The sequence below is a fragment of the Streptomyces sp. NBRC 110611 genome (genome assembly GCF_001590865.1).
GTDB lineage: Bacteria > Actinomycetota > Actinomycetes > Streptomycetales > Streptomycetaceae > Streptomyces.
The window spans coordinates 120,989-143,115 of record NZ_BBUY01000008.1 but is presented as its reverse complement, the minus strand read 5'-3'; the positions used below and the strand labels follow the sequence as shown (position 1 = coordinate 143,115).

Annotated in this window: 15 protein-coding genes and 1 tRNA gene; 6 read left to right on the top strand and 10 right to left on the bottom strand. The window is 71.0% G+C overall.

Features of this window, described 5'->3' with window-relative positions; all coding sequences use genetic code 11:
- Nucleotide 1 precedes the first annotated feature (1 nt).
- Nucleotides 2-1,015: an acyl-CoA desaturase gene (locus AZE13_RS19240; RefSeq protein WP_066933081.1), complete on the bottom strand. Its 1,014-nt coding sequence runs from the start codon at nucleotides 1,013-1,015 to the stop codon at nucleotides 2-4.
- A gap of 385 nt (nucleotides 1,016-1,400) precedes the next feature.
- Here AZE13_RS19240 and ppc point away from each other — a divergent pair, with 385 nt between their 5' ends.
- Nucleotides 1,401-4,166 (top strand): phosphoenolpyruvate carboxylase, encoded by a 2,766-nt coding sequence (ppc, locus tag AZE13_RS19235; protein ID WP_398780168.1) that lies wholly within the window; start codon nucleotides 1,401-1,403, stop codon nucleotides 4,164-4,166.
- A gap of 89 nt (nucleotides 4,167-4,255) precedes the next feature.
- On the opposite strand, the gene AZE13_RS19230 is transcribed toward ppc, so the two are convergent.
- The 7 genes from AZE13_RS19230 to AZE13_RS19200 all read right to left on the bottom strand — a co-directional run bounded on the left by AZE13_RS19230 (nucleotide 4,256) and on the right by AZE13_RS19200 (nucleotide 9,972).
- A complete protein-coding gene (locus AZE13_RS19230) occupies nucleotides 4,256-4,780 on the bottom strand; it encodes a hypothetical protein (RefSeq protein WP_066933078.1) in 525 nt (174 codons plus the stop codon).
- 106 nt (nucleotides 4,781-4,886) lie between these two features.
- Nucleotides 4,887-5,477 carry an aminoacyl-tRNA hydrolase gene (pth, locus tag AZE13_RS19225; protein ID WP_066933076.1) on the bottom strand — a complete coding sequence of 197 codons (591 nt, stop codon included), beginning with the start codon at nucleotides 5,475-5,477 and terminating at the stop codon, nucleotides 4,887-4,889.
- 124 nt (nucleotides 5,478-5,601) lie between these two features.
- Nucleotides 5,602-6,183 (bottom strand): 50S ribosomal protein L25/general stress protein Ctc, encoded by a 582-nt coding sequence (locus AZE13_RS19220; RefSeq protein ID WP_066933074.1) that lies wholly within the window; start codon nucleotides 6,181-6,183, stop codon nucleotides 5,602-5,604.
- Between the two features lie 203 nt (nucleotides 6,184-6,386).
- On the bottom strand, nucleotides 6,387-7,361 hold the full coding sequence (locus AZE13_RS19215) for a ribose-phosphate diphosphokinase (RefSeq protein WP_066933071.1): 975 nt from the start codon (nucleotides 7,359-7,361) through the stop codon (nucleotides 6,387-6,389).
- 71 nt (nucleotides 7,362-7,432) lie between these two features.
- Nucleotides 7,433-8,890, bottom strand: coding sequence for a bifunctional UDP-N-acetylglucosamine diphosphorylase/glucosamine-1-phosphate N-acetyltransferase GlmU (gene glmU / locus AZE13_RS19210; RefSeq protein ID WP_066933068.1), 1,458 nt, complete (start codon nucleotides 8,888-8,890; stop codon nucleotides 7,433-7,435).
- 117 nt (nucleotides 8,891-9,007) lie between these two features.
- A tRNA-Gln gene (locus AZE13_RS19205) sits at nucleotides 9,008-9,082 on the bottom strand.
- Nucleotides 9,083-9,111: 29 nt separating this feature from the next.
- Entirely contained in the window at nucleotides 9,112-9,972 is an 861-nt protein-coding gene (locus AZE13_RS19200; RefSeq protein ID WP_066933065.1) for a hypothetical protein, read from the bottom strand.
- 156 nt (nucleotides 9,973-10,128) lie between these two features.
- Between AZE13_RS19200 and AZE13_RS19195 the strand changes: the two genes are divergently transcribed.
- A complete protein-coding gene (locus tag AZE13_RS19195; RefSeq protein WP_079124148.1) occupies nucleotides 10,129-11,682 on the top strand; it encodes a sensor histidine kinase in 1,554 nt (517 codons plus the stop codon).
- A gap of 94 nt (nucleotides 11,683-11,776) precedes the next feature.
- Here the strand turns inward: AZE13_RS19195 and AZE13_RS19190 are convergent, their stop codons facing one another.
- The gene (locus AZE13_RS19190) at nucleotides 11,777-12,343 is read right to left on the bottom strand and encodes an SUKH-3 domain-containing protein (protein ID WP_066933062.1); all 567 of its coding nucleotides are present in this window, start codon (nucleotides 12,341-12,343) and stop codon (nucleotides 11,777-11,779) included.
- A gap of 20 nt (nucleotides 12,344-12,363) precedes the next feature.
- Nucleotides 12,364-12,861: a YwqJ-related putative deaminase gene (locus AZE13_RS19185; protein WP_066933059.1), complete on the bottom strand. Its 498-nt coding sequence runs from the start codon at nucleotides 12,859-12,861 to the stop codon at nucleotides 12,364-12,366.
- 334 nt (nucleotides 12,862-13,195) lie between these two features.
- On the opposite strand from AZE13_RS19185, the gene AZE13_RS19180 reads away from it, so the two are divergent.
- The 4 genes from AZE13_RS19180 to mfd all read left to right on the top strand — a co-directional run bounded on the left by AZE13_RS19180 (nucleotide 13,196) and on the right by mfd (nucleotide 22,104).
- Entirely contained in the window at nucleotides 13,196-14,203 is a 1,008-nt protein-coding gene (locus AZE13_RS19180; RefSeq protein ID WP_066933056.1) for an HNH endonuclease, read from the top strand.
- A gap of 5 nt (nucleotides 14,204-14,208) precedes the next feature.
- On the top strand, nucleotides 14,209-16,932 hold the full coding sequence (locus AZE13_RS19175) for an SUKH-4 family immunity protein (RefSeq protein WP_066933053.1): 2,724 nt from the start codon (nucleotides 14,209-14,211) through the stop codon (nucleotides 16,930-16,932).
- Nucleotides 16,933-17,160: 228 nt separating this feature from the next.
- Nucleotides 17,161-18,294, top strand: coding sequence for a cellulose-binding protein (locus tag AZE13_RS19170; RefSeq protein WP_079124146.1), 1,134 nt, complete (start codon nucleotides 17,161-17,163; stop codon nucleotides 18,292-18,294).
- Nucleotides 18,295-18,480: 186 nt separating this feature from the next.
- Nucleotides 18,481-22,104, top strand: coding sequence for a transcription-repair coupling factor (gene mfd, locus AZE13_RS19165; RefSeq protein ID WP_066933047.1), 3,624 nt, complete (start codon nucleotides 18,481-18,483; stop codon nucleotides 22,102-22,104).
- The last annotated feature ends 23 nt before the right edge of the window (nucleotides 22,105-22,127 follow it).

Sequence of the window (22,127 nt, the reverse complement as noted above, 5' to 3'; positions counted from 1 at the left end):
GCTACCCCCGGGCGGCACTCCCGGCCGCAGCGGCCTCCTTGCGCCGGGCGTCGAGCCGGGACGCGTTCGGCCACCGCACGTCATACGCCCAGCCCGCCCGCTCGCACCAGCGGATCAGACGGGCGCTGGAGTCCAGCTGCCCCTTGAGCACGCCGTGCCGGGCGCAGGTCGGGTCCGCGTGGTGCAGGTTGTGCCAGGACTCGCCGCAGGACAGCACCGCGAGCCACCACACATTGCCCGAGCGGTCACGGGACTTGAAGGGGCGCTTGCCCACCGCGTGACAGATGGAGTTGATCGACCAGGTGACGTGGTGCAGGAGCGCCACCCGGACCAGCGAGCCCCAGAAGAAGGCGGTGAGGGCGCCCTGCCACGACCAGGTGACCAGGCCGCCGACCAACGGCGGGATCAGCAGCGAGACCGTCGTCCACAGGACGAACTGGCGGGAGATCGTCCGGACCGCCGAGTCCTTGATCAGATCCGGTGCGTACTTCTGCTGCGGCGTCTGCTCCTCGTCGAACATCCAGCCGACATGGGCCCACCACAGGCCCTTGAGCAGGGCGGGCACCGACTCCCCGTAACGCCAGGGGGAGTGCGGGTCACCCTCGGCGTCGGAGAACTTGTGATGCTTGCGGTGGTCGGCCACCCAGCGGACCAGCGGGCCCTCCACGGCCAGCGAACCCATGATCGCCAGCGCGATACGCAGGGGACGCTTCGCCTTGAACGCGCCATGCGTGAAATAGCGGTGGAAGCCGATCGTGATGCCATGGCAGCCGATGAAGTACATCACCGTCAGCAACGTGAGATCCAGCCAGCTCACCCCCCAGCCCCAGGCCAGTGGCACCGCGGCCACCAGCGCCACGAACGGGACGGTGATGAAGAGCAGCAGCGTGATCTGCTCGACCGACCTGCGCTGCTCACCACCCAGCGTCGCGGACGGCAACGCGGCGCCGCGCGCCGGAGCGGGCGAATCGGCGGAAATCGGCGGATCTTCTACGGCTTCAGGGCCAAGGGTCATGGTGTCCCTCGTCGGGGCTCGGGGGCACGGCTACGGCTACGGAACCGTAACCTACGGTCTCGTAAGTATGGCAGCGCCACCGCCACGGGCAAGGCCGTGACAGGCCCCACACCACCGAGGGCGTGTCCGCCCGCTCAGCGGGAAGACGCCACCCAGGACGCGGATGCCCACTCACCGGACGGTGTGATCCCCCGGCACCGGGCAGTCCTATCCTGGGGGCGTCGGACAGCGCGGTCCGCAACCCGCCCGCAGCAGACCAGCCCCGCCTCCCCCAGCTCACGCCGGGTGGAAGCGCCCCCAGCGACAGCTGGGGGAGTCCCCAGCCGCCACCGCCCTCCGACGAGACGCGGTGCGACGCCCCTGATCGCCGCAAGGAGCCGCACCAGTGAGCAGTGCCGACCACACCCCCGCCGCGCCCGCACCCACCCAGGCCCCCGACACCGGCGCCGGCGACACCCACGCCCTGCGCGCCGACATCCGCCGCCTCGGCGACCTCCTCGGCGAAACCCTCGTCCGGCAGGAAGGCCAGGAGCTCCTCGACCTCGTCGAACGGGTACGGGCCCTCACCCGCACCGACGGCGAAGCCGCCGCCCGCCTTGTCGGCGACACCGACCTGGCCACCGCCGCCAAGCTCGTCCGCGCCTTCTCCACCTACTTCCACCTCGCCAACGTCACCGAGCAGGTCCACCGCGGCCGCGAACTGCGCGCCAAGCGCGCCGCCGAAGGCGGCATCCTCGCCCGCACCGCCGACATGCTCAAGGACGCCGACCCCGAACACCTGGCGGCCACCGCCGCCAACCTCGGCGTCCGCCCCGTCTTCACCGCCCACCCCACCGAAGCCGCCCGCCGCTCCGTCCTCACCAAGCTCCGCAAGATCGCCGAACTCCTCGACCGCACCGACCCCACCGAGCGCCACCGCTCCGACCTGCGCCTCGCCGAGAACATCGACCTCATCTGGCAGACCGACGAACTCCGCGTCGCCCGCCCGGAACCGACGGACGAGGCCCGCAACGCGATCTACTACCTCGACGAACTCGGCCGCGGCGCCGTCGGCGACGTCCTCGAGGACCTCGCCACCGAACTCGAACGCGCCGGCACCAAGCTGCCCGCCGGCACCCGCCCCCTCACCTTCGGCACCTGGATCGGCGGCGACCGCGACGGCAACCCCAATGTGACACCGCAGGTCACCTGGGACGTGCTGATCCTCCAGCACGAGCACGGCATCACCGACGCCCTCGAGCACATCGACGAACTCCGCGGCGCCCTGTCCAACTCCATCCGCAACTGCGGCGCCACCGACGAACTCCTCACCTCCCTCCAGCACGACCTCGAACTCCTCCCCGAGATCAGCCCCCGCTACAAGCGCCTGAACGCCGAAGAGCCCTACCGCCTCAAGGCCACCTGCATCCGCCAGAAGCTCATCAACACCCGCGAACGCCTCGCCGCCGACACCCCCCACACCCCCGGCCGCGACTACCTCGGCACCGCCGAACTCCTCGACGACCTCGCCCTCATCCAGACCTCCCTGCGCGCCCACCGCGGCGGCCTCATCGCCGACGGCCGCCTGGAGCGCACCCTCCGCACCCTCGCTGCCTTCGGCCTCCAGCTCGCCACCATGGACGTCCGCGAACACGCCGACGCCCACCACCACGCCCTCGGCCAGCTCTTCGACCGCCTCGGCGAGGAATCCTGGCGCTACGTGGACATGCCCCGCGACTACCGGCGGAAGCTGCTCGCCAAGGAACTGCGCTCCCGCCGCCCCCTGGCGCCCACCCCCGCCCCCCTCGACGAGGCCGGCGCCAAGACCCTCGGTGTCTTCCGCACCATCCTCAAGGCCAAGAAGACCTTCGGCCCCGAGGTCATCGAGTCCTACATCATCTCCATGTGCCAGGGCTCCGACGACGTCCTCGCCGCCACCGTCCTCGCCCGCGAAGCCGGCCTCCTCGACCTGCACGCCGGCTGGGCCAAGATCGGCATCGTCCCCCTCCTGGAGACCACCGACGAGCTGAAGATCGCCGACCAGCTCCTCGACGACATGCTCTCCGACCCCTCCTACCGACGCCTGGTCTCCCTCCGCGGCGACGTCCAGGAAGTCATGCTCGGCTACTCCGACTCCTCCAAGTTCGGCGGCATCACCACCAGCCAGTGGGAGATCCACCGCGCCCAGCGCCTGCTCCGCGACGTCGCCCACCGGCACGGCGTACGGCTCCGCCTCTTCCACGGCCGCGGCGGCACCGTCGGCCGCGGCGGCGGCCCCTCCCACGACGCCATCCTCGCCCAGCCCTACGGCACCCTCGAAGGCGAGATCAAGGTCACCGAACAGGGCGAGGTCATCTCCGACAAGTACCTCGTACCGTCCCTGGCCCGGGAGAACCTGGAACTGACCGTCGCGGCCACCCTCCAGGCCTCCGCCCTGCACACCGCCCCCCGCCAGTCCGACGAGGCCCTCGCCCGCTGGGACGCCGCCATGGAGACCGTCTCCGAAGCCGCCCACGGCGCCTACCGCCGCCTCGTCGAAGACCCCGACCTGCCCGCCTACTTCTTTGCCTCCACCCCCGTCGACCAGCTTGCCGAACTCCACCTCGGATCCCGGCCCTCCCGCCGCCCCGACTCCGGCGCCGGCCTCGACGGCCTCCGCGCCATCCCCTGGGTCTTCGGCTGGACCCAGTCCCGCCAGATCGTCCCCGGCTGGTTCGGCGTCGGCACCGGCCTCAAGGCCGCCCGCGAGGCCGGACTCGACACCGTCCTCGACGAAATGCACGAACACTGGCACTTCTTCCGCAACTTCCTGTCCAACGTCGAAATGACGCTGGCCAAGACCGACCTGCGGATTGCCCAGCACTACGTCGACACACTGGTACCGGACGAGCTCAAGCACGTCTTCGACGTCATCAAGGCCGAGCACGAGCTCACCGTCCAGGAAGTCCTCCGGATCACCAAGGAAGCCGAACTCCTGGACTCCAACCCCGTCCTGAAGCAGACCTTCCACATCCGCGACGCCTACCTCGACCCGATCTCCTACCTCCAGGTCTCCCTCCTCCACCGCCAGCGCACCGCCGCCGCAACCGGCCAGGAAGCCGACCCCGTCCTCGCCCGCGCACTACTGCTCACCGTCAACGGCGTCGCCGCCGGACTCCGCAACACCGGCTGACCCCCCACCGCACACACGGCGGCGGCCGGCTCCTCGGAAAAGGAGCCGGCCGCCGCCGTACCCACCCCTGCCTACATCCCCACCCCTGCCTACATCGCCGCGAACGCCGCCGCCAACAACACCGCCCCCACCAACCCCATCACCCACGCCGTACGCCGCAACCGCATCCCCCCGGCCACCACCAGCGCCGCCAGCAACAACGACCCCGCGAACGGCACCCACGCATGCAGCACCCCCGCCGCCCCCGTCCGCACCGCATCCGCCGAACCCGGCTTCACCACCACCTCGACCCGCTCACCCACCTCCGGCGCCACCGCCCGCGCGACCGACACCCCCGCCCGCACCCGCCCGTCCCCCTCCAACGGCACAAACCGGCCCGAACACCGCTCACCCGCACACGCCGACACCGTCAACGTGCCCCGCTCCTCCCCGCCGACGAGCATCGCGTACCGCGCCGTGTTCCACGACGTCCACACACCCGCCACCAACAGGAGCAGCGCCAGCAGCCCCATCAACCCCGTCCTGGCGACCAGCACCACCCCATAGGCACTCTCACCGAACCGCCGGGCACGACTCCGTCTCACCGAACTGGTGCGCGCACTGCTCTTGGGCATGGCGGCGATCCTTGGCCATCCACCACCACCCGGTCAACCTCGCGAAACGGTTCGTCAGAACCTGAACGGCCCTGCCCCAATCACGAGTTGTACGCCCTCTGCGCCCTCACGAGTTGTATGTCCCCTGCGCCCGCTCCAACCCGTCCGCCACCAACGTCTCCACCGCATCCGCCGCACGGTCCACGAAGTAGTCCAGCTCCTTGCGCTCCGCCGACGAAAAATCCTTCAGCACGAAATCCGCCACCGGCATACGACCAGGCGGCCGGCCGATCCCGAACCGCACCCGGTGATACTCCCGCCCCAGCGACTTGCTGATCGACTTCAGACCGTTGTGCCCGTTGTCGCCACCACCCAGCTTCAACCGCAGCGTGCCGTAGTCGATGTCCAGCTCATCGTGGACCACCACCACCCGCTCCAACGGCACCTTGTAGAAGTCCCGCAGCGCGGTCACCGGCCCACCCGAAAGGTTCATGAACGACATGGGCTTGGCCACCACCACCCGGCGGCTGCCCATCCCCGGCGCCCCCACACGCCCCTCGACGACCTGTGCCCGGGACTTGTGCGCCTTGAAACGCCCGCCCATGCGCCCCGCGAGGAGGTCGGCCACCAGGAAACCCACATTGTGGCGGTTGCCCGCGTACTCCGGCCCAGGGTTTCCCAGGCCCACGATGAGCCAGGGGCTCGTGTCGTCACTCATCAAATGCCTTCTCAGTCCAGGCCTGCTTGGTCCAGGAACGGCCCAGCCGCCGCCCGGTACCTCGGCGGCACCGGCGCGGCGGCTGGGAACACACTCACACGTGGTGAGGAGGATAGGGGGAGGCTCAGGCCTCTTCGCCCTCGGCGGCCTCCTCGGCCGGAGCCTCCGCCTGCGCGGCCAGCACCTGCAGCACCACCGCGTCCTCCTCAACGGCCAGCGCGGTGCCGGCCGGCAGGGTGATGTCCTTGGCGAGCACCGAGGCGCCGGCGTCCAGACCCGCGATGGAGACGGTCACCGACTCCGGGATGTGGGTCGCCTCGGCCTCGACCGGCAGGGAGTTCAGGACGTGCTCCAGCAGGTTGCCACCCGGAGCCAGCTCGCCCTCGGTGAGGATCGGCAGCTCGACGTTGACCTTCTCGCCCTTCTTCACGGCCAGGAAGTCCACGTGCACCAGGAACTTACGGATGGCCTCACGCTGCACAGCCTTGGGGATGACCAGCTCGCTCTTGCCGTCCAGCTCCAGACGGATCAGGGCGTTCGGCGTCTTCAGGGCCATCATCAGCGCGTGGCTGTCCACGGCGATGTGCTTCGGCTCCGCACCGTGACCGTAGACGACACCCGGAACCTTCGCCTCACGGCGGGTACGGCGGGCAGCGCCCTTGCCGAAGTCGGTACGCAGCTCGGCGGCAAGCTTGATCTCAGCCATGATCGCACTCCTCGTAGTTGTTCAATGATCCGTTGACCGTCACCCGGCCCACGACAGACCTGCTACGAAGAGCGCGTCGATAACGGACCGCCGTACACATGGGTACGGCCTCCCTCGCCGAGCAACTCCGTGAGTCTACCCGGCGGGGAGGCCGCCCCCAAGTCGATCAACCAGTCAAGTCGATCACTGCCCGGCCAAGCCGATCACTGCTCGTCGAAGAGGCTCGTCACCGAACCATCCTCGAAGACCTCACGAATCGCCCGCGCGATCGTCGGCGCCATCGACAGCACCGTGATCTTGTCCAGCTCCAGCTCGGACGGCGTGGGCAGAGTATTCGTGAACACGAACTCACTGACCTTGGAATTCTTCAGACGGTCCGCCGCCGGACCGGACAGCACACCGTGCGTCGCGGTCACGATGACGTCCTCCGCCCCATTCGCGAACAGCGCGTCCGCCGCGGCACAGATCGTGCCACCGGTGTCGATCATGTCGTCGACCAGCACACACACCCGGCCCCGCACATCACCGACCACCTCATGGACGGTGACCTGATTGGCCACATCCTTGTCCCGGCGCTTGTGGACGATCGCCAGCGGCGCACCCAGCCGGTCGCACCAGCGGTCGGCGACCCGCACCCGGCCCGCGTCCGGGGAGACCACGGTCAGCTTGTCGCGGTCCACCTTCGCGCCCACGTAATCCGCCAGCACCGGCAGCGCGAAAAGGTGATCCACCGGACCGTCGAAGAAGCCCATGATCTGATCCGTGTGCAGATCAACCGCCACCACACGGTCCGCACCCGCGGTCTTCATCAGATCCGCGATCAGCCGCGCCGAAATCGGCTCACGACCCCGGTGCTTCTTGTCCTGACGCGCATAACCATAGAACGGAACGATCACCGTGATGCTCCGGGCCGAAGCCCGCTTCAGCGCATCAATCATGATCAGCTGTTCCATGATCCACTTGTTGATCGGAGCCGTATGGCTCTGAATCAAAAAGCAGTCCGCACCACGCGCCGACTCCTGATATCGGACATAGATCTCACCGTTGGCGAAGTCAAAAGCCTTCGTCGGGACCAGCCCCACACCCAGCTGATGCGCGACCTCCTCCGCCAGCTCGGGGTGGGCGCGGCCGGAAAAGAGCATCAGCTTCTTTTCGCCGGTCGTCTTGATCCCGGTCACAGCAAATCTCCTCGAATCACAGTTTGCCTGCGGTCAACACGGTACGCCCCGCACAACGCCCCCTTGCACCCTCACTGCTCGTCCTCGGACTCCGGACAAGCAGCCGCAGCAGCCTGCGCGGCGGCACTTCCAGGCCGCTTACGCGCGACCCAACCCTCGATATTCCGCTGCTGGCCACGCGCGACCGCCAGCGAACCCGGGGGCACATCCTTGGTGATGACCGAGCCGGCCGCCGTGTAAGCGCCATCCCCGATCGTGACAGGAGCCACAAACATGTTGTCCGACCCCGTCTTGCAATGCGAACCCACCGTGGTGTGGTGCTTCGCCTCACCGTCGTAATTCACAAAGACACTCGCCGCACCGATGTTGGTGTACTCGCCAATCGTCGCATCTCCCACATACGAAAGATGCGGCACCTTCGTGCCTTCCCCGATCGACGCGTTCTTCATCTCCACATACGTACCCGCCTTGGCCTTCCGGCCAAGATCCGTACCCGGCCGCAGATACGCATACGGGCCCACATTCGCGCCCTCGCCCACACGCGCACCCTCAGCCACCGTGAAGGACACCACAGCGCCCGCCCCGACCGCCGTATCCGTCAGCCGCGACTGCGGACCGACCTCCGCACCGGCGGCAACAGACGTCGCACCGAGCAGCTGCGTCCCCGGGTGAACCGTCACGTCCTGCTCGAACGACACCGACACATCCACGAACGTCGAGGCCGGATCGACCACCGTGACGCCCGCCAGCATCGCCCGCTCCAGCAGCCGCCCGTTCAGCAGCCGGCGCGCCTCCGCCAGCTGCACCCGGTTGTTGATCCCCAGAATCTCGCGGTGATCGGCGGCCACCGCCGCACCGACCCGGTGACCCGCCTCGCGCACGATGCCGAGCACATCCGTCAGGTACTCCTCGCCCTGACTGTTGTCCGTCCGCACCTTGCCCAGCGCGTCCACCAGCAGCCGCGCGTCGAACGCGAACACCCCGGAGTTGATCTCCCGGATCGCCCGCTGGTCCTCCGACGCGTCCTTGTGCTCGACGATCGCCGTCACGGCACCCGTCGTCTCGTCCCGCACGATGCGCCCGTAACCGGTGGCATCCGGCACCTCGGCGGAGAGCACCGTCACCGCGTTCTTGTCCGCCGCGTGCGTGTCACCGAGCTGCTTGAGGGTCTCGCCGGTCAGCAGCGGCGTGTCACCGCAGACCACGATCACCGTGCCGTCCAGCACGACACCGTCGCCGCTCAGCTCCTCCAGAGCCGTACGGACGGCGTGCCCGGTGCCCTTCTGCTCGTGCTGTACGGCGGTACGCACCGCCGGGTCGACCTCGGAGAGGTGGGCCCGCACCTGCTCACGGGCGTGACCGACGACCACGACGAGATGCTCGGGGGCCAGCTCACGGGAGGCGGCGACGACGTGTCCGACGAGGGACCGGCCGCAGAGAGTGTGCAGGACCTTGGGCGTCGCCGACTTCATGCGGGTGCCCTCACCCGCTGCGAGAACGACGACGGCTGCCGGGCGGTTGGCGCTCACGGGATGCCCTTCGGCTTCTTGGTTACTTCGGGTGGTGGTCATCCGAAGGATACCGGGGCGTTTCGCGGGCGAAACGACAGCGGGTCCCGACCTTGCGGTCAGGACCCGAGCTTTGCTTGGCTCCCTCGCCAGGACTCGAACCTGGAATAATCGGACCAAAACCGACAGTGTTGCCAATTACACCACGAGGGAGTGCATAAGCAGCTAAACCGGACATCTCGTCAGGTTGATCGCTGCTCGGCACCCAACACTATGCCGTACCACCAGCCTTCAATGCGACGGTATAGGTCAGCGCCGTCCATGACGCGTACCACCAGGCAGCCTCGGTACGTCTCGCCTACGTTCTTCCGGTTGGTCTTCGGGTTGTGCTTCTTGAGCGTTGTCTTGGCCAGGGCGGATGTCTCAATTCCGACCAGCTGCGCCCAGTACCGCTCCGCCGCTTCGACGTCTGCGGTCTCGTGGATGTGCACTCGGAATTGCAGGCGTTCCGGCTCGATGCCGAGAACGGTCAGCCAGGCGAGGTAGGTCCTGATCATGCCCGGGTCGCTGTTGATGAACGTGACGCGTTCCGCTGGATTGTGGGGTTTGCTCTTCGCTCCCTCGGACCAGTAGGGCCCGACGTCGATCAGGAAGGGCTCTCGGTCGGAGAGCTGGTCGATTTCGTCGGCTGCGACCCTCTTCGTCTCCTGGCGCTCCTCCTCGCGCCGCTTCATCGTCGCCTCCCAGCCGCGCCGGGCGATCGCCGAGGCCTCCTCGCGACTGCGTTTCCGCTCGGGCTTCGGCAGGTCCCGCACCCAGAGCGAGATCGAGCTCTCCGAGCAGCCCGGCTCGACCTGGATCTGGTCGTAGGTCATGCCCTGCTTGCGCAGCTCGCGGGCCTTGTCGCGGAGGTCGTCCTTGGCGTTCGGGCGCTTGGTCCACTCCGGTACCGGTTCGCCTTCCAGTAGGCGGTTCAGCAGGTCGTTGTTGTGGATGTGGAGTCGGTCGCGGATCTGGCGGCGGCTGAGGCCGGCGCGGCGGAGGGCGACGGCCTGGGGGCGTAACGATGTGTAGTCCGGGTGGGTGCGATATGTGTTCGTCATGGGAACAGGGTGGCGTGCGGGTGGTTGCGGAAGTGTCGAAAATGTGGGCGATTCAACAGTTCGAGTGATAACCGTCGGTAACGGCTCGAAGCGGGCTGGAAGTGTGCTGGGAAAAGGGGCGGGGGCAAGGGTGGGGGCGCCCGTACGCTGGTCGGTATGACCACGACGGGGGCAAGCGAAAGTGTGGGCGTGCGCGGTGCGCCGGTGACGGGGCCGTGGTGGTGGGCCCGGCGGCGGAGCGTCGTACTGGATGTGTCGCTGGCGGCGGCTTCGGCTGTGGAGTGCATGGCCGAGGGCGTGGAGGTTGCGCAGAAGGCGCAGCTGTCCGCGTTGCCGGGGGTGGTGTTCGGCCTGCTGGTGGGTTCGGTGTTGCTGTTGCGGCGTCGGTGGCCGGTGGTGGTCGTTCTGGTGTCGATAGCGGTGATGCCTGCGCAGATGGGCGCGCTGCTGGGTGTGGTGGGGCTGTACACGCTCGCCGCGTCGGAGGTGCCGCGTCGGATCACGGCGTTGCTGGCGGGGATGACGGTCGTGGGGACGGTGGCGACGACGTTCCTGGCCTTGCGGCAGGACGTGGCGGGGCAGGAGGACTGGGATCCGTCGGTGTGGTTCGTGCCGGTGACGTCGGTCGCGTTGGGGCTGGTGCTGACGGCGCCGCCGGTGTTGTTGGGGCTGTACGTGGGTGCCCGGCGGCGGCTGGTGGAGTCCTTGCGGGAGCGGGCGGACGGTCTGGAGCGTGAGTTGTCGCTGCTGGCGGACCGGGCCGAGGAGCGGGCGGAGTGGGCCCGTAACGAGGAGCGGACCCGGATCGCGCGGGAGATGCACGACGTGGTGGCGCACCGGGTGAGTCTGATGGTGGTGCATGCGGCTGCGCTGCAGGCGGTGGCGTTGAAGGATCCGGAGAAGGCGTCGAAGAACGCGGCGCTGGTCGGGGATATGGGGCGGCAGGCGCTGACGGAGCTGCGGGAGATGCTGGGGGTGCTGCGTACGGCCGAGGGGGCGGCGGGGCGTGGTGCTTCGGGGGCGGATGCGCCGGAGCGGTTGGCGGCGGTGGCGTCGCGGGTGCGGGCGGCGGGTGCGGGGGCGCGGTCGGAGGGGCACGCGGAGGGGAATGCCGAGGGATGGTCTGCGGCGGCGCGGTCGGGGGAGAGCGCGGCGGCGGGGGTTTCGGAGTCGTCGGTGTCGGTGTCGGTGCCGGCGGCGGCGTCCGGGGCCGGCGCGGTGGCGGTTTCCGGGGCGGGCGTGGATGCGGAGGGGCCGTGTCTGGCCGATCTGGGGGCTTTGGTGGGGCAGTCCCGGGCGGCCGGGATGGTGGTGGAGCTTTCGGTGGACGGGGTCGCTGACGGGGATGACGGCGATGAGGCAGCCGAGGGGGGCGGGGCGGTTGCCGGTGTGCGGCGGCGGTATGCGGCGCGGGTGGAGCAGACGGTGTACCGGGTGGTCCAGGAGGCGCTGACGAATGTGCACAAGCATGCGCCGGGGGCGCGGGCGCGGGTGCGGTTGGCGCATCGGGAGGGTGAGGTCGCGGTGCAGGTGGAGAACGGGCCGTGTGAGGGCAGTCCGGCGTCGGCGGGGTTGCCGAGTGGGGGGAACGGTCTGCTGGGGATGCGGGAGCGGGTGACGGAGCTGGGCGGTGTGTTCGTCTCGGGTCCGACGGAGGCCGGTGGTTTCCGGGTCTCGGCGGTGGTGCCCGTCGTCGGGGCTGCCGCCTGATCCTCGGTGCGTCGGGTGTCACCTCGTCATGCGCGGGCCGCGGTTTTCCCGCCGGTATGTCGGGTCGCCATGGCTCACCCGGGGTTGCCGTGGCTCACCCGGCGGTGTGGGTGGTGGTGATCGCCAGCCGGGCCGGCTGGGTGCCGAGGACGAGTGTTCCCAGTGCCGCGTCGATGTCGGCTCCCAGGTACCAGTCGCCGCTGTGGTCGAGGCTGTAGACGCGTCCGTAGGTGTCGATGGCGAGGGTGGCCTGGGCGTGGGTGGTGCCGCCGGGGGCGGTGAGTTCTTCGCGGCCGAGGGGGGCGACGTCGGTGTTGAGTGCGCGTCCGAGGTCGCCGAGGGTGCGGGCCAGGTGGAGTCCGTGCAGGGGGTCGATGACGAACGGGGTGGGGGCGATGTGGCGGCCGGGGCCGGGGCCGGTGAGGTGGAGGCCGCCGAATTCGGCCCAGGCTTCGACGGCGGCGGGGAAGAGGGTGTGGCGGTGGCCGGCGGGGGAGGTGTGGGCGCGGAGGGTGTCGGCCCAGTGTTCGGCTTGTTTTATGTCCCAGCGGCCGGGTTGCCAGCCGGCCTGCTGGAGGGCGACGTCGACGGCGGCGGGGAAGCGGGTGGAGCCGGTGCGGTCGTGTGCGGGGGTGCGGGGACCGGGTGCGGTGGGCGGCATGGTGGCGGGTCGGCTTCCGATCAGCTTCCGATGGGCATGACGCCGAAGTGGGCGAGGAGGGCGTCGCAGGAGCGGCAGGGCGGGGCGTAGTTGCCGTGCTGGGGGTCGCCGTCTTCGCGGATGTGGCGTGCGGTGATTTTGGAGTGTTTGAGGGAGCGGCGGGCTTCGCCGTTGGTGAGGGGTTTGCGGGAGGCGCGTTTGGAGCGGTTGGCTTCGACGGCGGTGAGGTGGCGCGAGAGGAGTACGGCTTCGGGGCAGCGGCCGGTGAAGCGTTCGCGCTGGCCGGTGGGGAGGGCGTCGAGGAAGTCCTGGACGAGGGGGTGGAGCGCGGGCGGTTGTTCGGATTTGCTCGCGGTGCAGGTGAGGGTTTGTCCGCGTACGGACAGGGCGGCGCCGATGGTGGGGAGGATGCCGTCGCGGCGGTGGTGGAGGGCGGGTGTGTCCGGGGTGCCGGCCGTGCCGCTCCAGCCGATGCGCGGGTCCCCGGCTTCGGTGCCGTGGCGTGCGGTGGTGCTCATGCGTGGTGCTTTCCCTCCCTGCAATCCCCCGGTTGCGGGGGTCAGCCTGCCAAATGTGCTGGGTGTTGCGGTAGTCGGCCGGCCTGTCGGCGATCTCACGTGCGGTGGGCGGGGTGCGGGGCGTGGGGTATCGGAGCTGGTGGGCGGGGTGGTGCGCGGGGGGTCCGGCGGCGGTGGGCCGGTGGGTGACGCCGGTGTGTCGTGGGGCTGACGGGCGGGGTGCCGGATGGGGTGTCGGCCGGGGTGCCGGGTGGTGGGGGCGGTGGACGGAGGGGGTGTTGCCGTACGGCATAGGCTGTGCCCCACATCCAGCTTCAGCCAGGGGGCAACCGCGATGACGACAGGTCGGCCAGGGCTGGGGGCTCTTCCCGGCCCTCAGGCGGCGGGACAGGCCGCGCCACCGAATTCAGCCTATGCCGGGCAGGTCGTGCGTTTTCCGGATCCGGTGCGTGCTGCGCGGTATCCCGCGGGGGTGCGGGTGGACGGGCGGGGCTTTCCGGAGTTCACGCCGTATGCGCGGGCGGCCGCGGAGATCGCCGAGCCGCCCGAGGGTTTCGGCGTGGACGAGCTGCGGCTGACGGATTTCGTGTCGGCGAATGCGGCGCTGCACGCGCAGGGGCATGAGCTGTGGATAGATGTGCCGGCGGTGGCGACGCCGCACGGCTGGACGTGGCATCACGTGGCCGGTACGCGGCGGATGGAGCTGATCCCGGCCGAGGTGAAGGCGCTGCTGCGGCACCACGGCGGGCTGGCGACGGCGGCGGTGGCGCATGACAAGCGGGGCACGCGGCCGTTGCAGGAGACCCGGCCGGTGCACTTCGGGCTGCCGCTGCGCGAGGTGTCGGTGGCCGAGGAGCAGGTGGTGCAGGCCGAGGAGGCGCTGGGCTATCGGCTGCCGGGCGCGTACCGGTCGTTCCTGAAGGCGGCGGGCGGCTGCGCGCCGGTGGGCGCGGCGCTGGACGCGGAGTTGGGACTGCTGGTGGATCAGCCGTTCTTCACGGTGCGCGATGACGCCGCGGTGAACGATCTGGTCTATGTGAACAAGTGCCTGCGGGATCACTTCACCAAGGACTATCTGGGTGTGGGGTTCGTGCAGGGCGGGGTGGTCGCGGTGAAGGTGCGGGGTGAGGCGCGCGGTTCGGTGTGGTTCTGCCCGTATGACGATGCGCGGGATCGGGACGGCTGGACGGTGCAGGAGCGGGTGGAGCGGCTGTTGTTGCCGTGTGGTGCGGATTTCGATGAGTTTCTGCAGCGGCTGGTGGGCAATCCGCCGGAGCTGGAGACCGTGGCGAACCTGATGGTGGACGGTGGCTTCGCGGCCGCTGTTCCGGTGGGGGGCTGACCGGCATGGTGACGTTCGCGCAGGCGCAGGAGCGCGCGGAGCGGTGGGTGAACGGCGATGTGCCGGCGGAGCTGCACCGCGAGGTGCGGGTGCGGGAGTTCGACCTGGGCTTTGTGGTCTGGGCGGAGGACCGGGACGGGGGTACCCCCGGTGCCGGGGGCTCCGGGGGAGGTCCGGCGGCGGAGGGCGGCCGGGCCCGGCTGGTGATCGCCCGGGACAGCGGGGAGACGACGCTGTGGCCGGGGCTGCCTGTGGGCGAGGTGATCCGGCGGTACGAGGAGGAGTACGGCGCTCCGGCGGACGGCGCGGGCGCGGTGGCGGAGTCGCCGCAGCGGATCGACCTGAATGCCACGTCGTTCCTGCTGACGCCGCCGGAGTGGCTGCAGGAGGCGGCGGACGCCCGGGGCATCCCGGACCGCCGGGGCGACGGTGGGACGGAGGGGGCGGGGGCGGCGCCTGCTGTCCCTTCGCCGCAGGCCGCTCCGCCGCAGGCCGACCCGTCGTCGGCTGCCGCGGCGCCGGCTGGTCCTGCCGGTGGCGCCGGTGGTGCCGGAGCGGCGACTCCGTGGGCGGCGGCGGACACCACGCACTCCGACGAGGGCGCCGAGGACCGTTCGGTGGGGCTGCCGCAGACGGTCTTCGCGCCGCCGCTGGCATGTCTCGACGAGGCGGACGACGCTCCGCCGGCGCCGCGTTCCCGTCCGGACGCCAAGACCGAACTGCTGCAGGGCGGCAGTCAGTTGCCGCGTACGCAGGTGGCGCCGGCGATTCCGGATGCAGCGATTCCGGATGCCCCGGCGACCCCGGAGGTCCCGGAGACTCCGGCGGTTCCGGCAGCTCCGGTGTCTCCGGCCCTGTCGGAGCTGCCGCCGCCGTCCGGTGCGCCGGTCGCCGATGTGCCTCCCCCGCCGGGTGTGCCGGCGGCCGGGGCGCCGGCCGGGTCCGGGACCGCCGTGCCGCCTGCGCCTCCGGGGGTGCCGGGGGAACCCGTGGCGTCCGGTCCCGGTGGGCCGGCCGGCGGGTACGTACCGACGCAGCTGGTGTCGCAGCTGGACGCGGCGGACGTGGATCTCAGTGCGGTGGACGGGCCGGGCGGATCGGACGACGGGGCCGGTGCGGCTGGCACGGCGGATAAGGCTGGTACGGGGGGTACGGCTGGTACGGCCGACGGGGCCGCCACCGACTCCGGTGGCTCTGGCTCTGGTTCTGGCTCTGGTCCTGTTTCCGGTCCCGGTGGTCCCGGTGGCGGGGTGCATGCCGCCGCGACGATGCTCGCCGATGGCGCGTCCCTCCAGGCGGGCCTCGGTGGCGCGGGCGGTCAGGCCGGTCAGCAGGGACGGCCGCGGCCCGCCGGTGGTCCCGGCGTGCCCCCGCCGCCTGCGCCGCCCGGTGTTCCGGGTGAGTCCGGACCGCCCACGGGTGGGCGGTCCGGCCAGGGCGGTGAGGCCGGTCCTCCGCCGCCTCCTCCGCCGCCCGCCCCGCCTGTGGCGGGCGACACCGGTGGCGGCGGTGTGCACGCCGCGGCGACGATGCTCGCCAGCGGCGCCGCGCTGCCCGGCCCCGGCGGCCACGGCGGTCCGGGCGGTCCGGGCGGCCCCGGCATGCCGCCCCCGCCCTCGTCCCCGTCCCCGCCCTCGCCCCATGCGCCGCAGCCCGGCCCCGTCGGCCCGCCCCCGGCGGTGCCTGCCCCGCCGCCCGCGCCCCCCGGCGCATACGGCTATCCGCAGGCTGCCCCCAGTGGCCAGCCGACCGTCGGCCCCGGCTACATGGCCGTACTGAGCTACCGCGCGCCGGATGGCTCGGAGCAGAAGATCGTGCGCCGCTCGGCGCCCGGTACGCCGCATCCGGAGTGGCAGCTGCTCCACGAGCTGCGCGGGATGAACGTCCCGCCGCAGCAGGTGCTGGAGCTGCACACCGAGCTGGAGTGCTGCGATCTGCCGGGTGGCTACTGCGCCCGGATGATCCGGGACAACTGGCCGCAGGTGCGGATCAGTCACACCGCCGCGTACGGCAGGGACCACGCCTCGCGTCAGCAGGGCGTACGGCATCTCATCGAGCATCAGGGCGAGCTGCACCAGGTCGCGGACGGCCCGGCGCGGCCGGCGCCGGTCCGGGTGCCGCTGCCGCACCCCTCGCAGGTGCCGCAGGCGCCGCCGGTCCCGCCGCAGGCGATCGGGCAGGAGCTGGAGCAGGCCTTCGGGCCGCAGGGGATCTTCCGTTTCGATCAGCGGGCGGTCTCCCGGCACGGTGTGCCCGATGTGGTGGCGCAGATGCTGGTGTGGGCCGGTATGCCGGTCGACTTCGGCCCGTTCTTCTGGGCGCAGGCGCAGCCGGGCCGTCCGGTGCCGACGCTGGCGGAGCTGGCGGCGGAGCGCGGGGTGCAGCCGGCTCCGGACGCCGGGTCGTATCTGGTCATGGGCAATGACTTCGGCCGCCAGCTGTGTGTGCAGTACGGGACCGCGAACATCGTGGCGGTGCCGTTGGAGGCTGGCCCCGGCGGGCAGCCGGCCGCGCCGCAGTTCGTGAACACCGGGCTGCCGGAGTTCGTGCGCTGTCTGGCGATGCTGGGGCGGATGTGGCGGCTGCGGTACGGGCTGACGCCGGAGCAGGCGGGCCGGTGGACCGTCGACTTCCAGGCGCAGCTGGTCGCACTGGATCCGCCGGCGCTGGGGTCGCCGGAGACCTGGTGGTCGGTGCTGCTGGAGCAGATGTGGGACGGCCTTCTCTAGTCGCTTTCGGCATTGCTCCCCCACGTCCTTGGGGCGGTGGGGGAGCAATGACCACGAGAATGACGAGAAGGCGAGAAGGCGAGAAGTCGAAGACTCGGTGATCCAATTCCGACTTCTGGCGATAAATGACGCATCCTAGGTGGGGTGAGTTGGGTGAAGCGTCGCGCCGTCGCGGCTCCGTACCCGTCCACACGACATCGCGCGTAACTCCACAGAGGGGCTTCAGGGATGAGTGCATCGGTTTCGCCTCACGGGTTCGAGACCGTACGAGGGCGTGGCTACCGCCCGGAGGACGTGGACCGTCGCTTCGAAGGACTCTCCATCGACCGCGACTCGTGCTGGGAGCGTGCCGCCCGGCTCACCGTCCTGTGCAGTGAGATGGAGGCCGAACTCGACGCGCTGCGCGCCCGTGTGGCAGAGCTGCCGGAGCCGGCGTACGAGACTCTCGGCAGAGACGCCCTGCTGATCCTGAACACGTCGGAGTCGGAGGCGGCCCGGCTGCGTGCCGAGGCGGAGCACGCCGCGAAGGAGGCCCGCGAGGAGGCCGACGCGTACGGGCGCGAGGTGCGGGACGCGGCGGACCGGGCGGCGTCCGCGCTGCGCACCGAGGCGGATGAGCTGTCCCGGCGGACGGTGGAGCGGGCGGAGCACGAGGCCGCCCGGCTGGTGGCCGGGGCGGCGAAGGAGGCCGAGCAGCTGCGCGCGGAGGCGGGCGAGGAGCTGGCCGAGATGTTCCGCCGTACCGAGCAGCTGCTGAGTGACCAGGAGAAGCAGCAGGCCGAGGAGTGGGACGCGGCCGGGCGGCGGATCGCGGAGCGCGAGGCGGAGCTGGACCAGGTGGTCACGCAGCTGGACGCGCACGGGCAGGGGATCATCGCCGAGCACCGCCGGCTGCAGGCGGAGGTCGAGGAGGCCGCCCGGCACCAGCAGGAGGCCGCCGAGGACCGCGCCGCGGAGCTGCTGGCCCAGGCGAGGGTCGAAGCGGAGCGCATCGAGCGGGCCACGGAGCGGATTCTGCGGGAGCACGCGGAGCGGCGCGAGGAGGTCCGCTCCCATATGACGCATGTACGGAACAGCCTGGCGGCGCTGACCGGGAAGGCGCCGGAGCCGGAGGGGGCGGAGGACGAGAGCCTCGGCTCCGCCTCGTCCGACGCATCTACCGCATCCGACACCTGTACCGCATCCGCCGCTTCGGTCCAGTCCACGGAGTCCGAGCCGTCGGAAGGAGCGGCGGCTTGGGCCCCGGGGGCCGCGGGAGCTCCGGGAGCCCTGGGAGCCGCGGGCGCGACGGTTGCCGACCCCGACAACGAGGACACGCTGGAGACCCGGCTGCCCCGCACCCGAGGCAGCGCCGAAGGCTGACCGGCCCGGAGCCGCCCGTCCGGGAGCTGACCGGCCCGGAGCCGCCCGTCCGGAAGCCGCCCGCCCGGGCCCCGTCCGCGCGGGCGGCAGGCTGTCGGTGGTCGGGCGTATCGTGGGCAGCCCCGCCCGTGAGACGTCGCGGGCTGTTCGTGTTGTTCGCCTCGCTTGCTGGGACGGAACCCTTTCATGAGCCTCACTGGTCTGCTCGACGCCGTCGTACGGGATCCGGCGCTCGCCGAAGCGGTGCAGGCCGCGGCCGACGGACACCGCCGGCAGGTGGATGTGGTGGGCCCGCCGGCCGCCCGCCCGTTCGTGATCGGCGCGCTGGCCCGGGAGGCCCAGCGACCCGTGCTGGCGGTGACCGCCACCGGCCGGGAGGCCGAGGACCTGGCCGCGGCGCTGCGCAGCCTCGTGCCGGCCGGCGAGGAGCACTCCGTCGTGGAGTTCCCGGCCTGGGAGACGCTGCCGCACGAGCGGCTCTCCCCGCGCTCGGACACCGTCGGCCGCCGTCTCGCGGTGCTGCGCCGGCTCGCCCATCCGCGGCCGGACGACCCGACCGCCGGCCCGGTCTCCGTCGTCGTCGCGCCGATCCGTTCCGTGCTCCAGCCGCAGGTCAAGGGCCTGGGCGACCTGGAGCCGGTCAGTCTGCGCACGGGCGAGTCGGCCGACCTGGAAGAGGTCGTCGACGGGCTGGCGGCCGCCGCGTACACGCGCGTCGAACTGGTCGAGAAGCGCGGTGAGTTCGCGGTCCGCGGCGGCATCCTGGATGTGTTCCCGCCCACCGAGGAGCACCCGCTCCGGGTCGAGTTCTGGGGCGACGACGTCGAGGAGATCCGCTACTTCAAGGTCGCCGACCAGCGCTCCCTGGAGGTCGCCGAACACGGCCTGTGGGCACCACCGTGCCGTGAGCTGCTGCTCACCGAGGACGTGCGGGGACGGGCCGCGGCCCTCGCCGAGGAGCATCCGGAGCTGGGCGAGCTGCTCGGCAAGATCGCCGAGGGCATCGCGGTGGAGGGGATGGAGTCCCTGGCTCCGGTGCTCGTCGACGATATGGAGCTGCTGCTGGACGTACTGCCGAAGGGCTCCATGACCGTGGTCTGCGACCCGGAGCGGGTACGCACCCGGGCCGCCGACCTGGTGGCCACCAGCCAGGAGTTCCTCCAGGCGTCCTGGGCGGCAGCCGCAATGTCCCGTACGGACGAAGTCCGTTCCGTAACGGGCGGTGGTGGGCGACGGGCGGGCGCGGGGGGCGGAGCGGCTCCGATCGATGTCGGCGCGGCCTCGCTGTGGGGTATCGCCGACGTCCGCGACCGGGCCCGTGAGCTGGGCATGATGTGGTGGTCCGTCTCGCCCTTCGCCGCCGACGAGACGCTGACATACGGCGCTGACGCGCCGGCGGGTGAGGACACCCTCAAGCTCGGGATGCACGCCCCTGAGAGCTACCGCGGCGACACCCGGCGGGCGCTGTCCGACACCAAGCGGTGGCTCGCCGACGGCTGGCGCACGGTGTACGTGACCGAGGCGCACGGCCCGGCGGCCCGTACGGTCGAGGTCCTCGGCGGTGAGGGGATCGCCGCCCGCCTCGACGCCGACCTGTCCGAAGTCTCGCCGTCGGTCGTCCACGTCGCCTGCGGCTCCCTCGACAACGGCTTCGTCGACCCGTCCCGCAAGCTCGCCGTGCTGACCGAGACCGACCTGTCCGGCCAGAAGGCGGCCGGCAAGGACGGGGCGCGGATGCCGGCCCGCCGCCGTAAGCAGATCGATCCGCTCACGCTCCAGGCGGGCGACTTCATCGTCCACGAGCAGCACGGCGTCGGCCGCTACATCGAGATGGTGCAGCGCACCGTCCAGGGCGCCACCCGCGAGTACCTCCTCGTCGAGTACGCGCCCGCCAAGCGCGGCCAGCCCGGCGACCGTCTCTACATCCCCACCGACCAGCTGGAGCAGGTCACCAAGTACGTGGGCGGCGAGGCCCCGACCCTGCACCGCCTCGGCGGCGCCGACTGGACGAAGACCAAGGCGCGCGCCAAGAAGGCCGTCAAGGAGATCGCGGCGGATCTGATCAAGCTCTACTCCGCCCGGATGGCCGCCCCCGGCCACGCCTTCGGCCCGGACACCCCCTGGCAGCGCGAGCTGGAGGACGCGTTCCCGTACGCGGAGACGCCCGACCAGCTCACCACCATCGCCGAGGTCAAGGACGATATGCAGAAGTCGGTCCCGATGGACCGTCTGATCTGCGGCGACGTGGGCTACGGCAAGACCGAGATCGCGGTCCGCGCCGCCTTCAAGGCCGTCCAGGACGGCAAGCAGGTCGCCGTGCTGGTGCCCACCACCCTCCTCGTCCAGCAGCACTACGGCACGTTCACCGAGCGCTATGGCCAGTTCCCCGTCAACGTCCGGGCGCTCTCCCGCTTCCAGACCGACGTGGAGGCCAAGGCGACCCTGGAGGGGCTGCGGGAGGGGGCGGTCGACATCGTCATCGGCACCCACCGCCTGTTCTCCTCCGAGACCAAGTTCAAGGACCTGGGGCTGGTCATCGTCGACGAGGAGCAGCGCTTCGGCGTCGAGCACAAGGAGCAGCTGAAGAAGCTCCGCGCCAACGTGGACGTCCTGACGATGTCCGCGACCCCGATCCCCCGCACGCTGGAGATGGCGGTCACGGGCATCCGCGAGATGTCCACGATCACCACCCCGCCCGAGGAGCGCCACCCGGTCCTGACCTTCGTCGGCCCGTACGAGGAGAAGCAGATCGGCGCGGCCCTCCGCCGTGAACTGCTGCGCGAGGGCCAGGTCTTCTACATCCACAACAGGGTGGAGACGATCGACAAGGCCGCGGCACGGCTGCGCGCGATCGTCCCCGAGGCCCGGATCGCCACCGCGCACGGCCAGATGTCGGAGAACGCGCTGGAGCAGGTCGTCGTCGACTTCTGGGAGAAGAAGTTCGACGTCCTGGTCTCGACCACGATCGTCGAGTCCGGCATCGACATCTCCAACGCCAACACCTTGATCGTCGAGCGCGGTGACAACTTCGGCCTGAGCCAGCTGCATCAGCTGCGCGGCCGGGTGGGCCGGGGCCGCGAGCGCGGCTACGCCTACTTCCTCTACCCGCCCGAGAAGCCGCTCACCGAGACCGCCCACGAGCGCCTGGCGACCATCGCCCAGCACACGGAGATGGGCGCGGGCATGTACGTCGCGATGAAGGACCTGGAGATCCGCGGCGCGGGCAACCTGCTCGGCGGCGAACAGTCCGGCCATATCGCCGGTGTCGGCTTCGATCTCTACGTCCGCATGGTCGGCGAGGCCGTCGCCGACTACCGCGCTTCCCTGGAGGGCGGCGCGGAGGAGGAGCCGCCGCTGGAGGTGAAGATCGAGCTCCCCGTCGACGCGCACGTCCCGCACGACTACGCGCCCGGCGAGCGCCTGCGCCTCCAGGCCTACCGCGCCATCGCCTCCGCCACCTCGGAGGAGGACATCGCCGCCGTCCGCGAGGAGCTCACCGACCGCTACGGCAAGCTGCCGGAGCCGGTCGAGAACCTCCTCCTGGTCGCCGGCCTGCGCATGCTCGCCCGCTCCTGCGGGGTCACGGACATCACCCTCCAGGGCAGCAACATCCGCTTCGGTCCGGTCGAACTCCGCGAGTCCCAGGAGCTCCGCCTCAAGCGCCTCTACCCGCGCACGGTCCTCAAGCCGGCCACCCGCCAGATCCTGGTGCCGCGCCCGACCACCGGCAAGATCGGCGGCAAGCCCCTGGTCGGCCGCGAGCTGCTGGCCTGGGTGGGGGAGTTCCTGGCGACGGTTCTGGGGTCGTAGCGGCCCAGGCGGAGCGTGGTGCC

Bases quoted from the DNA above. Each gene is read 5' to 3' on its own strand.
- AZE13_RS19240 (WP_066933081.1), bottom strand. From the start codon at position 1,015: ATGACCCTTGGCCCTGAAGCCGTAGAAGATCCGCCGATTTCCGCCGAT.
- AZE13_RS19230 (WP_066933078.1), bottom strand. From the start codon at position 4,780: ATGCCCAAGAGCAGTGCGCGCACCAGTTCGGTGAGACGGAGTCGTGCC.
- pth (WP_066933076.1), bottom strand. From the start codon at position 5,477: ATGAGTGACGACACGAGCCCCTGGCTCATCGTGGGCCTGGGAAACCCT.
- AZE13_RS19220 (WP_066933074.1), bottom strand. From the start codon at position 6,183: ATGGCTGAGATCAAGCTTGCCGCCGAGCTGCGTACCGACTTCGGCAAG.
- AZE13_RS19200 (WP_066933065.1), bottom strand. From the start codon at position 9,972: ATGACGAACACATATCGCACCCACCCGGACTACACATCGTTACGCCCC.
- AZE13_RS19195 (WP_079124148.1), top strand. From the start codon at position 10,129: ATGACCACGACGGGGGCAAGCGAAAGTGTGGGCGTGCGCGGTGCGCCG.
- AZE13_RS19190 (WP_066933062.1), bottom strand. From the start codon at position 12,343: ATGCCGCCCACCGCACCCGGTCCCCGCACCCCCGCACACGACCGCACC.
- AZE13_RS19185 (WP_066933059.1), bottom strand. From the start codon at position 12,861: ATGAGCACCACCGCACGCCACGGCACCGAAGCCGGGGACCCGCGCATC.
- AZE13_RS19180 (WP_066933056.1), top strand. From the start codon at position 13,196: ATGACGACAGGTCGGCCAGGGCTGGGGGCTCTTCCCGGCCCTCAGGCG.
- AZE13_RS19175 (WP_066933053.1), top strand. From the start codon at position 14,209: ATGGTGACGTTCGCGCAGGCGCAGGAGCGCGCGGAGCGGTGGGTGAAC.
- AZE13_RS19170 (WP_079124146.1), top strand. From the start codon at position 17,161: ATGAGTGCATCGGTTTCGCCTCACGGGTTCGAGACCGTACGAGGGCGT.
- mfd (WP_066933047.1), top strand. From the start codon at position 18,481: ATGAGCCTCACTGGTCTGCTCGACGCCGTCGTACGGGATCCGGCGCTC.